This is a genomic window from Pseudomonas sp., assembly GCF_051660785.1.
Taxonomy (GTDB): Bacteria; Pseudomonadota; Gammaproteobacteria; order Pseudomonadales; family Pseudomonadaceae; genus Aquipseudomonas.
On record NZ_JBOFQE010000088.1, the window covers coordinates 76,308 to 89,845 of the forward strand.

General features: G+C 57.6%; 13 protein-coding genes and 4 pseudogenes. 11 read left to right on the forward strand and 6 right to left on the reverse strand.

Translation table 11 applies throughout. The annotated features are described in order from the left end of the window. Positions 1-282: 282 nt before the first annotated feature. The gene (locus tag ACRC4F_RS24155; protein ID WP_438661618.1) at positions 283-786 is read right to left on the reverse strand and encodes a polysaccharide deacetylase; all 504 of its coding nucleotides are present in this window, start codon (positions 784-786) and stop codon (positions 283-285) included. Between the two features lie 269 nt (positions 787-1,055). On the opposite strand from ACRC4F_RS24155, the gene ACRC4F_RS24160 reads away from it, so the two are divergent. The 7 genes and pseudogenes from ACRC4F_RS24160 (at position 1,056) to ACRC4F_RS24190 (ending at position 4,994) form a co-directional block, all read left to right on the forward strand. Further along, the gene (locus ACRC4F_RS24160; RefSeq protein WP_438661619.1) at positions 1,056-1,313 is read left to right on the forward strand and encodes a hypothetical protein; all 258 of its coding nucleotides are present in this window, start codon (positions 1,056-1,058) and stop codon (positions 1,311-1,313) included. A 111-nt stretch (positions 1,314-1,424) separates the two neighbouring features. After that, positions 1,425-2,552: a hypothetical protein gene (locus ACRC4F_RS24165; protein WP_438661620.1), complete on the forward strand. Its 1,128-nt coding sequence runs from the start codon at positions 1,425-1,427 to the stop codon at positions 2,550-2,552. A 52-nt stretch (positions 2,553-2,604) separates the two neighbouring features. Beyond that, a complete protein-coding gene (locus ACRC4F_RS24170) occupies positions 2,605-2,787 on the forward strand; it encodes an antitoxin PaaA2 family protein (RefSeq protein ID WP_438661621.1) in 183 nt (60 codons plus the stop codon). A gap of 328 nt (positions 2,788-3,115) precedes the next feature. Then, positions 3,116-3,415, forward strand: a pseudogene (locus ACRC4F_RS24175) (hypothetical protein). A gap of 106 nt (positions 3,416-3,521) precedes the next feature. Next, positions 3,522-3,641: pseudogene (locus ACRC4F_RS24180) on the forward strand (transcriptional regulator); the annotation flags it as partial. A 101-nt stretch (positions 3,642-3,742) separates the two neighbouring features. Further along, positions 3,743-4,096, forward strand: a complete 354-nt coding sequence (locus tag ACRC4F_RS24185) for a DUF1493 family protein (protein ID WP_438661622.1) — start codon at positions 3,743-3,745, stop codon at positions 4,094-4,096. A 43-nt stretch (positions 4,097-4,139) separates the two neighbouring features. Next, positions 4,140-4,994 (forward strand): annotated as a pseudogene (locus ACRC4F_RS24190) (EamA family transporter). A 62-nt stretch (positions 4,995-5,056) separates the two neighbouring features. Here the strand turns inward: ACRC4F_RS24190 and ACRC4F_RS24195 are convergent. After that, complete coding sequence (locus tag ACRC4F_RS24195; RefSeq protein WP_438661623.1) at positions 5,057-6,598, reverse strand: phosphoenolpyruvate carboxykinase; 1,542 nt, start codon at positions 6,596-6,598, stop codon at positions 5,057-5,059. Between the two features lie 182 nt (positions 6,599-6,780). After that, positions 6,781-7,683, reverse strand: a complete 903-nt coding sequence (hslO, locus tag ACRC4F_RS24200) for an Hsp33 family molecular chaperone HslO (protein WP_438661624.1) — start codon at positions 7,681-7,683, stop codon at positions 6,781-6,783. A gap of 104 nt (positions 7,684-7,787) precedes the next feature. Between hslO and ACRC4F_RS24205 the strand changes: the two are divergent. After that, positions 7,788-7,997: pseudogene (locus ACRC4F_RS24205) on the forward strand (phosphatase PAP2 family protein); the annotation flags it as partial. Positions 7,998-8,177: 180 nt separating this feature from the next. Here ACRC4F_RS24205 and ACRC4F_RS24210 read toward each other — a convergent pair. Next, positions 8,178-8,585 (reverse strand): RNA-binding S4 domain-containing protein, encoded by a 408-nt coding sequence (locus tag ACRC4F_RS24210; RefSeq protein ID WP_438661625.1) that lies wholly within the window; start codon positions 8,583-8,585, stop codon positions 8,178-8,180. A 116-nt stretch (positions 8,586-8,701) separates the two neighbouring features. Between ACRC4F_RS24210 and ACRC4F_RS24215 the strand changes: the two genes are divergently transcribed. The 3 genes from ACRC4F_RS24215 to rimK all read left to right on the forward strand — a co-directional run bounded on the left by ACRC4F_RS24215 (position 8,702) and on the right by rimK (position 10,880). Further along, entirely contained in the window at positions 8,702-9,481 is a 780-nt protein-coding gene (locus ACRC4F_RS24215; RefSeq protein ID WP_438661687.1) for a S6 modification regulatory phosphodiesterase RimA, read from the forward strand. 77 nt (positions 9,482-9,558) lie between these two features. Next, positions 9,559-9,978 (forward strand): retropepsin-like aspartic endopeptidase RimB, encoded by a 420-nt coding sequence (locus ACRC4F_RS24220; RefSeq protein WP_229801818.1) that lies wholly within the window; start codon positions 9,559-9,561, stop codon positions 9,976-9,978. After that, positions 9,975-10,880: a 30S ribosomal protein S6--L-glutamate ligase gene (gene rimK, locus ACRC4F_RS24225; protein ID WP_007949201.1), complete on the forward strand. Its 906-nt coding sequence runs from the start codon at positions 9,975-9,977 to the stop codon at positions 10,878-10,880. The genes ACRC4F_RS24220 and rimK overlap by 4 nt, the downstream gene beginning before the upstream one ends. Positions 10,881-11,113: 233 nt before the next feature. Here the strand turns inward: rimK and ACRC4F_RS24230 are convergent, their stop codons facing one another. Continuing rightward, complete coding sequence (locus ACRC4F_RS24230) at positions 11,114-12,427, reverse strand: ATP-binding protein (RefSeq protein ID WP_438661626.1); 1,314 nt, start codon at positions 12,425-12,427, stop codon at positions 11,114-11,116. 101 nt (positions 12,428-12,528) lie between these two features. Beyond that, positions 12,529-13,269, reverse strand: coding sequence for an osmolarity response regulator transcription factor OmpR (gene ompR / locus ACRC4F_RS24235; RefSeq protein ID WP_010464774.1), 741 nt, complete (start codon positions 13,267-13,269; stop codon positions 12,529-12,531). Positions 13,270-13,538 lie beyond the last annotated feature (269 nt).

The following is a 13,538-nucleotide window of genomic DNA, read 5'->3' on the forward strand; positions in this document are numbered from 1 at the left end:
TTGTTCCTCGCGCAGCCCTTGGATCTGACGCTAAGGTCTTCTCGCACACTCCACGTCCGCGCACTTCACATCACGGCAGGACGCCTGATGAGCGCGGCATTTGAATAAGGAACGACCATGCCTCAAAAATCGGTTTTCGCGATCGCCCTGATCCTGACTTCCCTGCTGCTGAACGGCTGCGACAGGATTCCCGAAGAACCACCATTGCTCGCTACGTGTGACACCCTGGAATGCGCAGCCCATCAAGCCTGGCGAACATCCTGACGACTATGTCGTGAGTGGCTACGGCGCCATCACCGCCACTCGCAGTTGCTCGTTCAATATCTGCTCCTGAAACACCCGGCTCTTGCTCGCCCAAACCGCATGAGCCGGGCTGATTTCGCCCGTGAACGCGGCCGCCAACTGACGCAAATCGGCGACGCTTCGCACGCGGGGGCAGAAGGGTTCGCCGTCGCAGTTCTGACTGGCGCTGCGGTAGGTGGTCAGTAACCGATCCCACAGACCGTCACGCACTTGCCTGACCGACTTGAGCTTCACATCCTGCACGCCCAGTCGCTGTTTCAGACTTTGTTCGTCGAGCCTTTCGCTCGCCAGCAGCGCTTTGCCGAACATCAACACTTCGGCGCGGGAGGCGGTGTCCACGCCCGCCTGGCTTGTCAGCGCATCCGGCCAACCGGTGCGATCCGTATTGGCGAGGATCATCGAGTTACCCGTATCAGCTGCGCCCGTCAAACGACAAACACCCGCCCACAGCAACAAAATCGAGGCCATACGTAGCCATTGCATACTTAATTCCCTTTAAGCGATAAGCAGACGTTTTTTAACGTCCTACAGATTCTGGCGCGCACCATACAGAGGATTGGTGCGTTGCGCCTGACAAAGCCGTAGGAAATTCGAACACTAGGGGAATTGCTGAAAAAAGCCTCGGGGTATACGTAGGCAAAAAGCCACAACACAGGTAAATCCCCTACAAACACTGTCCATTTGCGCTGTATTGCGACGCCTGTATCAGCGCCTCTATAGTTTGCCGCGCCGCTGAATACAGGAGTGACCTCATGCAAGACCGCTATCGCCCGCTCAAAACCAGCTACAGCGAAACGCCCGTGTTGGTCATTGATACCGCCGCCAGCACCCGCGCCGTCCTCGACGCCGCTCACCAACGCCTGAGCGCTGCCAGCGACCTGCTCGAAACACTTTACTGCCTGTGCTTCAAGCAGGCTGATGTGAAAGATATTCCTCATATAGTGAATGCACTTTATTTATTAACGCAGGATGGCTGCGAACTTCTCGCTGTTGCGAGACAGCGAATATAACGTCGAACGCAACAATATATAACTCAAAAAGTATCGATACAACTAATCACTTCATTACTCAAATAACAAGCACTAGTCTGCAGGCTCTTACACAAACTCAAGAGCACTACAATGACTACATTAACTATTTTCTTCTGCGGCACCGGTTCGACGAAGTACGACAATCAGAACCTGACTTACTGGAACGGTGAACTGGTCTCGACACTGGCTTCCCATCATGTTGGTCGCGAATTTGTCGACTGGATCGTTATTGACGGCCCTGGCACCAGCAATCTGCAAGCTGACGAACTGTTCACCCAATCCAAGGACTACGGCCTGAGCGGCACACTGTTCGGCAAGGGCTGGGAAGAGAACGTCAAACACGCAATCAACATCATTAAAGGCAAGTGTGACTGGGAGCGTGAAAAGCTGACGGAGTCCGAATACAACCGCCTCAAGGCTGCCGGAATCCCCATTGAAGATGTAATCGTCGAAGGTTCCTGGATGTGGCGCAAATACAACTACGGCGATCGTACCGTGACCCAACAGAAGTTGCAGGAGCAACTCATAAAGATATTCCGCAAGGACGGCATTATCCCAACCAACGTCAACCTGGTCGGCTGGAGCCGCGGCGGTATTAGTTGCCATATGTTGGCAAATGCCATGTTCAGGGACGGCGCACTGAAGAACATTCCGGTCAATATCTTTGCCATCGACCCGGTACCGGGCATCGGCAACTTTCAAGAAGACAAAGTCAAACTGAATGCCAACGTAAAAGAATACGTTGGCTTCTACGCCCGGGACGAGCGCTCCAAAGGCTTCAGCTGCGTCATCCCGCAAACCGCCACCGGCACCCGAACCCACATCTACCCGATGCCCGGCCGCCACGGAACGTTGGTCGGCAACGCCGCAGTCGATGGTGTCAGCGGCCCTAAAACGCTGGTCGAACCCGGCCTGATCGTCCGCCACTTTGCCGAAGTGTGCCTGAAACGCTGGGGCGTTCCGCTGGAAAAAACTTCCCACCTGACCCCGACCGACCTGCAAAACCACCACAACGCCATGGCCAGCGCCGCCGCTAAATACAAAGCGATGGAAAAATTCTCCTACACCTATTTCACCGAACTGGACCAAGGCGAGCGCTACGTTTCGCTCGGCAGCAACGGGGTCAAGTTCTCGGCAGTGAAAGGCACGATCTATGCGCCGGCGACTGGGTTGACCACTGGCCTGCAGGATGTGGCGGCTTATCGGCATATTGGTTAAGTGACGGGGGTGGGGTCGTCAGCTCAATTGCAAATAATCAGAGGTGAAACCGATGAAGGAAAAAGCGACATGCAAATGCTGTGAGGCTCCCATCGACGATGCTGCCTACGAGGCGTGGTTCATCCGGCAGGTTCAGGCCAGCATCGATGATCCACGACCGAGCATTTCTGATGAGGACGCAAGGAAGCTGATGGCGGAAAAGCGCGAGAAAATACGTCGCGGAATAATCCTATAGAAAGGGCCTATCCGAGGTTCGGCCCGTTCCTACAAGCGGGGACTCTTTGTCTTCTATCGCTGCCTTGTGGCTCGTATCTATAGTCGTGACTGTCGCTGCTAACTCAGCGAATCGGGCTTGGTCACCCGAATTAGATCTACGCACGCACCCGTTGTATGCTGCCGGCGCTTTTGCGTCAGCACGCTTTATGGCGGCTGTGTTTGGGACGTCTTCGGACGTGCCGGGTTTGCGTGTGATCTCACCGGTTGACCAACCCGAACACAGTCCGCCTCCCATCGCTTGGTCACGATGGCGGCGGTTCCTACTGATGCATTTGAGATCAAACGAAATGAATAAATTTAATACGTCCACAAACGATCGTTACCTACCGCTGCAAACCAACCTAACCGATTCCCCGCCCCTGATCATCGACACAGAGGCCAACCCCTAGGACATCCTCGAAGCCGCCCTCCAGCGCATCCGAGCATCCAGTGACCTTCTCAAAACTCTGCACTGTGTTTGCTTCAAACACGGCGACGTCGAAGATATCCCCCACATCACCCACGCGCTCTTCCTCTTAGCCCAAGACGGCTGCGACCTGCTCCAAGTCGCCCAACAACGAATGATGCACTGGAAAGCACCTGCCTGACGCCGAGTGAAGATCTTTCCCACGCTCTGCGTGGGAATACCTCTACGGACGCTCCGCGTTCGGCTCTTGGAACATCGAAAGCAATCATCGAACTCCGGAGATAACCATGAGCAAATTTTTCGATGAGCTAATGGAAAGCGTGCAGCAGATGAACGAAATCATAAGCGGAGAGCGTGAGCCTTCCCGCGAATTCCATGCTGATGCGTTGCCAGTCAAAGAATCCCGGGATCAATCGGATACCTGTGTGGAAGCGATCAACAGATCCTCCCTTCCACCCAAGCCAGACGCCCAATAAGATCCGCGCAAGCCCAACTGGACACCTCCACCATGAACCTCGCCCCCAACTTCCCCGATGACCACACCATGCACCTGCTCATGCAGTTGCTGCACGAAGAACTCGGCCTGCCCGAACGCAAAACCATCAGCCTCACCACCTCGATCAACTTCGACCTGGGCTGCAATGGCGCTGATGCGCGGCATTTGATGGAAGCGCTGGAAGAACAGTTCGGGATCAACCTCGTGGACTACGACGCCTATCGCTACTTCCACCCACAAGGCTACGATGTGTTCCTCAAACGCAGAGCCAAGGGACGCGCCGAAAAACTGCCGCTGACCATTCAAATGCTCTACCAGGCCATCAAGGCCCAACGCTGGGACACTCAGACGCTGGAAAGCCTCTAACGTCCGCAGCGCACACCTATAAGGACATAGCGTGGACGTATTGATGGGTTTGCTCGCCGCCTTGCTTTGGGGCGGCACTGATTTTCTGGTGGGATTGAACGCCCGCGCGGTCGGCGTTAAACGGGCTGTCTATTTCGGTCAGGCATTGGGCTTCAGCATCATGAGCCTGTTACTGATCGCCTTTCCTGCCTTCATTCTCAAATCAATGTCGGCATCGCTCGATGTCTGGCTGATCGGCATTGTCGCCGCAGTGTTGACCGTGTCCGGAGCCCTGGCCTTGTCCAAGGCGTTCGCCCTCGGAAAGGCTTCGATCGTCGCGCCGTTGGTGACTTCCTATGGCGTGGTCACCACGTTGCTGTCCTGGGCGGGCGGCGAGCAGATCAGCCTGGTCCAACTGCTGTGCATCGCGCTGTGCGTGATCGGGGTCATCCTGTCCAGCATCCACTCTGACTCGAAACTTCCACACACCACTCAGGCCAGCAGTTCGATTGCCTATGCATGATTGGCAGCTGTTTTTTATGGCACCAGTTTTTGGCTGCAAGGCCGCTTCGTTCTTCCGGTGCTGGGTCCGGTGACGATGCTTTGGCTTGCGTATCTGATCGGGCTGATCGTGTTGGTTGTCATGGTGTTGAAGATCAAGGATGGCTTGAAAATCCCACCGTTGAAAAACTGCATGACGTTAACAGGCGCCAGCCTGATGAACCTCGGTGGGTTCTCTTCATTTGCCTGGGGCGCGGTGGCGGGTTCGGTTTCCGTGGTGACAGTGATCAGCACACTGTCCGGCGGCATTGCGGCGATCCTGGGGTACGTATTCTTCAAGGAGAGGTTGGCAAAAATACAGGTGCTTGGCGTGGTTTTGGTGTTAGTCGGAGCGTTCGTTTTACACCTGAAAACCTGAAGCGAACGCCCACAAAAAAGCCGCCCTCAAAGGGCGGCTTTTTCATTCGCTGAATCCAAGCCTTACAGCTTAGGACCCGCAGCCTTGATCGCGTCGCTCACTTCAAACTTCTTGAAGTTCTCAACAAACAACCCGGCCAATGCCTTGGCCGCTTCATCATAAGCAGCCTTGTCAGCCCAGGTGTTACGTGGGTTCAACAGGCCAGTTTCTACGCCCGGCACAGCCAATGGCACGTCGAGGTTGATGGTGTCGAGGTGCTCGGTTTCAGCACCGATCAACGCGCCGCTCTGGATCGCTGCAATCACGCCACGGGTGGTCGGGATGTTGAAGCGCTTGCCAACACCGTAGCCGCCGCCGGTCCAGCCGGTGTTGACCAGGTAAACCTTGGAGCCGAAGCCGCGGATGCGTTTGATCAGCAGTTCTGCGTATTCGCCAGCCGGACGCGGGAAGAACGGTGCGCCGAAGCAGGTGGAGAAGGTCGACTTGATGCCGCTGCCGGAACCCATTTCGGTCGAGCCCACCAGAGCGGTGTAGCCGGACAGGAAGTGGTAGGCCGCTTGTTCTTCGCTGAGGATCGAGACTGGCGGCAGTACGCCGGTCAGGTCGCAGGTCAGGAAGATCACCGCGTTTGGCTCGCCACCGAGGTTCTTCTCGGAACGCTTGGCAACGTGTTCCAGCGGGTAGGCCGCGCGGCTGTTCTGGGTCAGGCTGACATCAGCGTAGTCGGCGTGCTTGGCGTCGTCGATGACAACGTTTTCCAGCACAGCGCCGTGCTTGATGGCTTTCCAGATGACCGGCTCGTTCTTCTCGGACAAGTCGATGCACTTGGCGTAGCAGCCGCCTTCGATGTTGAAGACAACGCCTTCGCCCCAGCCGTGTTCGTCGTCACCGATCAGGTAACGGCTTTCGTCGGCGGACAGGGTGGTTTTACCAGTACCGGACAGACCGAAGAACAGGGTCACATCGCCCGCTTCGCCGATGTTGGCGGCGCAGTGCATTGGAAGCACGTCAGAGGCCGGCAGCAGGTAGTTCTGCACCGAGAACATGGCTTTCTTCATTTCACCGGCGTAGCGCATGCCGGCGATCAGCACTTTCTTCTGTGCGAAGTTGAGGATCACGCAACCATCGGAGTTGGTGCCGTCACGCTCTGGAACGCATTCGAAGTTGGCGACGTTGAGCACTTGCCACTCATCACGGCCAGCCGGGTTGTACTGGGCCGGGTTGATGAACAGGCAACGACCGAACAGGTTCTGCCAGGCAGTCTGGGTGGTCATTTTCACGGCCAGGTAGTGATCGGCAGATGCACCTACATGAACGTGGGAAACGAAATGCTCTTGCGCATTGTTGAACGCTTCAACGCGGTCCCACAGGGCATCGAACTTGTCGGCCGGGAACTTGCGGTTGATCGGGCCCCAGGCGATGGAAGCCGAAGTGGATGGCTCGTCAACGATGAAACGATCGACTGGCGAGCGGCCGGTGCGGTGACCGGTGCGAACAACCAGCGCGCCGGTATCGGCAAGCTCGCCCTCACCGCGACTCAGAGCTTCTTTTACCAGATCATCAACACTCAGATCGGTGTACACGGCGTTATTGGCTTGCGTCATGAGATTCCCCGTCGGCCAGTGGCCGAGTGTGCTCCAAACGTTTTGTAGTAGAAAGTCGTGCACTACTACCGCGACAAAAAGTGGGCCGGATTATGCCAGAAAAGCCCAAAAAGAGTAGGGCCCTCCCGTCAGAACGGCGTTATTCCGGCGCTATCCAGTGAATTTACCTGCGCTGAACCGTTTTAGTGTCGGGTATCTGACGGCGTATCCACACCCGCGCCCGCGAACAATTGGGAGATATCAGCCGCATCAAACAGGTAACGCTGGTTGCAGAATTGGCAATCGATCTCGATATTGCCACCGTGCTCGATGACCAGCGCTTGCGCGTCTTCCATACCCAAACTGACCAGAGCATTGCCCGAACGTTCTCGGGAGCAGCTGCAACGGAAACGTAATTTTTGCACGTCGAACAAACGCACCTGCTCTTCATGGTAGAGGCGATGAAGCACGGTTTCGTTGTCCAGGCTCAGCAATTCGTCGGCGGTCAGCGTACTGCCCAGCGCGGTGATGTGCTGCCAACTGGCGTCGCGTTCTTCTTCGTCTTTCAAGCGGTCGGCAGGCAGTTGCTGCAACAACATGCCACGGGCGCGACGGCCATCGGCGTACAGCCAGAAACGGGTGCCAACCTGCTGCGACATCACGAAGTAATTAGTGAAGCACTCCGACAGGGTTTCGCCATCCAGATCGACAATGCCTTGGTAACGCTGACCTTGCGTGGGGTCGATGGTCAGTGCCAGCACGCCATTGGGCATCAGGTCGGCGAGTGTCGCGTCGGGGGCAATCTGGTCGGCTTCGTAACGAGCCAGGCCACGGATTTCACGCTCACTGGAGCATTCGATCATCAGCAGCGGAATCGGGCCCTCGGAACGGGCCTGAAGAATCAGCAAGCCATCGAACTTCAAGGTGCCGACCAGCAACGACGCGGCCGCCATCAGCTCGCCGAGCAATTGCGCGACCGGTTCCGGGTATGAATGTTTGGCGAGGACTTCGGCGTAACTCCGTTCCAACGAAACCAGCTCGCCGCGGGTGTCGCTGTCATCAAAGATGAAGCGTTGGGTGTAGTCGGTATCCGGTAGATCGGTCATAGGTCTGGGTTCTGAAGTAAATGACAAATGGTTACAAAACGTGAAAATTGCGCCATTGCAAACACCATTTGGTGTGCGGGATGTTCAGCCATGGCTGGCATTTTATGAACAATCCGGGTTTGTTCCAAGCCAGGTGGAACCTGTGTCGGTTGGCTCTGTACGATTTTGTGCCTTTGACGCGGCTGGCCTTCTGGTTATGGCCTACGGGTCAGATGCTGTGTGTGATTTTCGACGAGTGGCTACTTCACCTGCTGAATGCGCCGCTGGCCGACAACACGATATGGCTACGCATTTGGGCGATTGCAAGTCTGCGCCGTTCGATGTGGAGGTTTCGCGGATGAGAGAGGTGCGCAGCGGCTGATTCTGTGGTGCTGCCGGCGAGTGCTGCGCACTCGATCGCGAGCGGGGGCTCACTCCCACAAAGGTGCGCAATACCTGTGGGAGCGTGGCTTGCCCGCGAAAGCGTCAGCCCGAACGACACAGAAGCAACAGCCTCACTCGTCGTTGCTACTGCCGCGAAACTTGAACAAATCCCGCCGCTGTTTCTTGCTCGGCTTGCCATCGGTGCTCACACCCAGCGCGCCGGCCTTGCGCATGGCCGCGGCCGCTTCGCGCTTGGCGACGCTGGCATCGGTTTCCGCATACAACGTCTGAGCTTCTGGCGCACCACGGCGCACAATCGATAGCGCCTGAACCACCACCGTGCGCTCCTCGAACCCGGTACGAATCTGAAACTCGTCGCCGACCCTCGGCTCCTTGCCCGGTTTGCAGCGCTCACCCCGGCAATGCACCTTGCCGCTTTCAATCGCCGCCTTGGCCAAGGCACGTGTTTTATAAAAACGCGCGGCCCACAACCACTTATCGAGACGGACCTTGTCGTCCTCTTCCTGTTTTTGTGCCATATGAATTCCTCTTTCCGCCTGTAGTCGGAACTGTACTACCGTTTCTGTCGGGCGCAAGAACCCGGCCCTCCGGATAGACTGTGATCTTGGCCGGCTCACCGGCATGGAGTGATCGAGTGACTATATTCCCGTCTTCATTAACCTCGCCGAAGGGCGGTTGCCAGGGCTGTCAGCAAAGCGAGCCGCTGGGCTTCGATTTTTCTTTTGCCTACCAACCGATCGTGGATCTGCGCGATCGGTCAATTTTTGCTCATGAAGCGTTGGTACGCGGTGTTGCCGGGGAAGGTGCGCTGTCCGTGCTTGACCAGGTCACCGAGGAGAATCGCTACCGTTTCGACCAGCTCTGCCGGACGCGAGCCATTGAGGGTGCGGCCAATCTAAACATGCAGACACACTTGTCCATCAACTTCATGCCCAACGCCGTGTACCGCCCGGAGCTGTGCATCCGCAGTACCCTGGAGGCCGCGAAAAAACATAACTTTCCGATCAATCGTCTGATTTTTGAAACCCTGGAAAGCCAGCACGTAGATAACTATCGCCATTTGACTAATATTCTGCGTGAATACCGCGAATTCGGCTTCAAGACCGCCATCGATGATTTCGGCGCGGGCTACTCGGGGCTCAATCTGCTGGCTGATTTCCAACCGGACCTGATCAAACTCGACATGGCACTGATCCGCGATGTCGATCGCGACCGTGTTCGTCAGGCTATCGTGCGAGGGGTTGTCACAATGTGTGCGGAGTTGGACGTTACAGTCATTGCCGAAGGCATCGAAAGCGCCGGAGAACGGGATTTCCTGGCGGACTGTGGAATATTTCTGATGCAGGGTTACTGGTTCGCCAAGCCCGCATTCAAAGCGTTGGCCCAGGTAACGCCTGAGGCCTGGACGCGTTAATCGCCGGTTTTTTCCTATTGAAGACATTTGACCATTTGACCGTTATCGGTCTGCGCGAGTGGGTGGCGCTCCCGGATCTGGGAGTCGCGGGCCTGCGCGCAAAAATCGACACCGGCGCCAGCACCTCAAGCTTGCATGCCACCGACATCGAGCCGTTCGAGCGAGACGGTGAAAGCTGGGTGCGCTTCACCGCGCACCTGGGCACGGTGGTGCAGCTGCGTCATCGACGTTGCGAGGCGCCATTGGTAACGCGCAAAACCATTAAAAGCTCCAACGGTCATGCGCAGATGCGCTATGTGGTCAGCACTACACTGGCCCTGGGTGATCGGGTATGGCGGGTCGAATTCACCCTCGCCTGCCGCAAGTCCATGCGTTATCGCCTGTTACTCGGTTCCAAAGCCCTGATTGACGGCCAGCTGGTGGTCAATCCGGGCATCAAGTACGTACAAGACAAGCCGGTGTTCCCGGTATCTACCTCCTCCACAGGTGTTGCATGAAGATCGCTGTGCTGTCGCGGAACCCGCGTCTGTATTCCACTCGTCGTCTGGTCGAAGCCGGTACCGAGCGTGGCCATGAAATGGTGGTGATCGACACCCTGCGCGCCTATATGAACATTGCCAGCCACAAGCCGCAGATCCACTACCGCGGCAAGCCGCTGGAAGGTTTCGATGCGGTGATCCCGCGGATCGGTGCGTCTGTGACGTTTTATGGCTGCGCGGTGTTGCGCCAGTTCGAAATGATGGGGGTTTTTCCCCTCAATGAATCGGTGGCCATTGCCCGTTCGCGGGACAAGCTGCGCTCGCTGCAATTGCTCTCGCGCCGGGGAATCGGCTTGCCGGTGACCGGGTTTGCGCACTCCCCGGATGACATTCCCGACCTGATCGACATGGTCAACGGCGCACCGCTGGTGATCAAGGTGCTGGAAGGCACTCAGGGCATCGGTGTGGTGTTGTGCGAAACGGCGACGGCGGCAGAATCGGTGATTGAAGCCTTCATGGGCCTGAAGCAGAACATCATGGTTCAGGAATACATCAAGGAAGCCGGTGGCGCGGACATTCGCTGCTTCGTGGTCGGCGACAAGGTGATCGCGGCGATGAAGCGCCAGGCCAAGCCCGGGGAATTCCGCTCCAACCTGCATCGCGGCGGCAGCGCCAGCCTGATCAAGATCACCCCGGAAGAACGCATGACGGCGTTGCGTGCGGCGAAGGTCATGGGTCTGGCGGTGGCGGGCGTGGATATCCTGCGCTCCAATCACGGGCCGCTGGTGATGGAAGTGAACTCGTCGCCGGGGCTGGAAGGGATCGAGACCACCACCGGGAAGAACGTGGCGGGGATCATCATTGAGCATCTTGAGAAGAATGGCGGGCCGAATATGACTCGGACCAAGGGGAAAGGTTGAGGCCTTGAGGGTGAGGGGTGTCAGCTAAATCCACCCCTCACCCTAACCCTCCCGAAACGTCGGACCGCCCCACAGGGTAGAGGGGACTGACCGAGGTGGCTTTCGCTATACATCGACCTGAAATTCCGAGTCGAACTCAGGTTTGAAAAGCATGGAGATCTGCTCCCTTTCCCCCTCTCCCCTGTGGGGCGGTCCGACGTTTCGGGAGGGTTGGGGTGAGGGGTGGATTTTGGCTACACCGCGTCTCTAGGCAACATCAACCCAAGCGGCAACCGCACCCTCGCTTCCAGCCCGCCACCGGACCGGTTACGCAGCTCAACATTGCCGCCATGCATCGAAGCAATCCGCTTCACGATGGCCAATCCAAGTCCTGTCCCCTTCCCGCCCCGGGCACGATCACCTCGAGTGAACGGGTTAAAGATCGCTTCCAGTTCAGAGGGATCAATCCCCGCCCCACGGTCCATGACGCTCAACACCACATACGGCGCGCTGGTATCGCCAGACACATAAGCCGCCACCTCGACCCCGCTACCGGCATGATGCAAGGCGTTGCCGATCAAATTGTTCAGCAACCGCTTCATCGACACCCGACGCAGGGGAAACGGCTGGATCGGTTCCAGGCGCAGCCGCACTTTTTCTTCGTTCTGGTTGTACGGCGCAGCGACCTCACGCACCAGGTCGCTCAGGTCCACTTCCTCGACAGACTCGTCACGACCATCACGGATAAACGCCAGGAACTGGTCAAGAATCGCGTCCATGTCTTCGATGTCGCGCACCATGTCGTCCGTCAGGTCGCTGTGGTCGCCCATCAATTCCAGGGACAACCGCAACCGGGTCAACGGCGTACGCAAGTCGTGTGACACCCCGGCCAGCATCAGCTCGCGCTCGCGACCGGCCTGCTCGACGTCTTCAGCCATCTGGTTGAAGGCGCGGTATACCTCGGTCATCTCGCTCGGCGTGTCGCTGATCGGCAGGCGCACGCTCCGCCCCTGGCCGAGTTGCCTTGCGGCGTAGACCAGACGTTTCAACGGTTGATTGAGCTGGCTTACGAAGATCCATGCCGAGGCAGTAGACAGCAGGCCGATCGCGAGGAACCAGCCGAGTACGTTCCAGATTTTCTGGCCGCGCAATGGATGGGGATAGAGCGGAACTTTCAACCAGCCATCGCCCAGGCTAGGCGCACGAACCCACAGGGCCGGCGGTGAGTGCATGCGTAATCGCACTTCGGTGTCGGCACCCAATTCAGCCTGCATCTGCCGCTGATAGATCTCGCTGTAGGGCCAGTGTTGCTCGCCCTCCGGCACACCCGCGCCCACGACCCGGATCAGGGTCGCGGCATCAGCGATTTTTTCACGGTTTTCTTCATCGGCAGCCCAATAGGCACGCAGCGTCAGGGCGACGCCGTGGCTGTATTGGCGATCCACCAGTACGTCTTCGTTCATCAACAGATAAACCAGGGTCAGCGCCTTGGAGAACAGGACAACGATCAGCACCAGCCACAGGGTGCGGGAGAAGAAACTCTGGGGGAACCAAACGGGGGTTTTCATGGATAACCGCTACACACTTGCAGGAGCGAGCGATGCTCGCATATTGCGGATCGCGAGTCTGCGGACAATCGTCCGCCAGACCCGCTCCTACAAATCGCCGATCACTTGGTGGCGGCGCCATCCGGAACGAACACGTAACCCACGCCCCAGACTGTCTGGATGTAGCGCGGCTTGGATGGATCAGGTTCGATCATCCGGCGCAAACGGGAGATCTGCACGTCGATGGAACGCTCCAGGGCATCCCATTCGCGGCCACGGGCCAGGTTCATCAGCTTGTCGCGGGTCAGTGGCTGACGCGCGTTCATGACCAAGGCCTTGAGCACCGCGAACTCACCGGTGGTGAGCATGTGCACCTCGTCCCCGCGCTTGAGTTCGCGGGTGGCCAGGGACAGTTCGTAGTCACCGAAGGTCACGCTTTCGTCTTCGCTGCCCGGTGCGCCCGGCACAGGTGTCGACTGACGGCGCAGGACCGCTTTGACACGGGCCATCAACTCATCGGGGTTGAACGGCTTGGCCAGGTAATCATCGGCGCCCAGCTCCAGGCCCTTGATGCGGCTCAGCTCATCGCCCTTGGCGGTCAGCATGATGATCGGGATCTGATTGTTCGCCGTGCGCAGTCGGCGGCAGGCGGTCAGACCGTCTTCGCCGGGCAGCATCAGGTCGAGGACGACCAGGTTGAACACTTCACGCGCCAGCAGGCGATCCATTTGTTCAGTGTTCGGTACGGCGCGGGCGCGGTAGCCCTTGCTGACGAAAAAACGCTCCAGCAGGCTGCTCAGCCCTGGATCGTCGTCAACAATAAGAATTTTTTCGCCTTCAGCATTGTTTGCAGTGCTGCTCATTAGATGCTCCTTTGATCTCGGCGCGCATTATGGCGTAGCTGCCGTTATACGCACCGTGTGCATTGTTAGCAGATTTTTCCTTCACCGCCAGAAATCCGGCCCTCGCGCTACCGCCTGCGATGCCCCTGAATGATAGAACGCTGGTTATAATGCGCGGCCTTTTGTGTCAGGCAACGTCTGATCATGGCTGCAGGTGGCCGCTTTTTATTTTCATGGTGCCGGCAGTCATTGTTCGATTTCACGGGTCAACGGGATACCTGTTGATCCAG

What these genes read in the sequence shown, in the direction of transcription:
- ACRC4F_RS24155 (WP_438661618.1), bottom strand. Translation starts at nt 786, where the DNA reads ATGCAATGGCTACGTATGGCCTCGATTTTGTTGCTGTGGGCGGGTGTT.
- ACRC4F_RS24160 (WP_438661619.1), top strand. Translation starts at nt 1,056, where the DNA reads ATGCAAGACCGCTATCGCCCGCTCAAAACCAGCTACAGCGAAACGCCC.
- ACRC4F_RS24165 (WP_438661620.1), top strand. Translation starts at nt 1,425, where the DNA reads ATGACTACATTAACTATTTTCTTCTGCGGCACCGGTTCGACGAAGTAC.
- ACRC4F_RS24170 (WP_438661621.1), top strand. Translation starts at nt 2,605, where the DNA reads ATGAAGGAAAAAGCGACATGCAAATGCTGTGAGGCTCCCATCGACGAT.
- ACRC4F_RS24185 (WP_438661622.1), top strand. Translation starts at nt 3,743, where the DNA reads ATGAACCTCGCCCCCAACTTCCCCGATGACCACACCATGCACCTGCTC.
- ACRC4F_RS24195 (WP_438661623.1), bottom strand. Translation starts at nt 6,598, where the DNA reads ATGACGCAAGCCAATAACGCCGTGTACACCGATCTGAGTGTTGATGAT.
- hslO (WP_438661624.1), bottom strand. Translation starts at nt 7,683, where the DNA reads ATGACCGATCTACCGGATACCGACTACACCCAACGCTTCATCTTTGAT.
- ACRC4F_RS24210 (WP_438661625.1), bottom strand. Translation starts at nt 8,585, where the DNA reads ATGGCACAAAAACAGGAAGAGGACGACAAGGTCCGTCTCGATAAGTGG.
- rimK (WP_007949201.1), top strand. Translation starts at nt 9,975, where the DNA reads ATGAAGATCGCTGTGCTGTCGCGGAACCCGCGTCTGTATTCCACTCGT.
- ACRC4F_RS24230 (WP_438661626.1), bottom strand. Translation starts at nt 12,427, where the DNA reads ATGAAAACCCCCGTTTGGTTCCCCCAGAGTTTCTTCTCCCGCACCCTG.
- ompR (WP_010464774.1), bottom strand. Translation starts at nt 13,269, where the DNA reads ATGAGCAGCACTGCAAACAATGCTGAAGGCGAAAAAATTCTTATTGTT.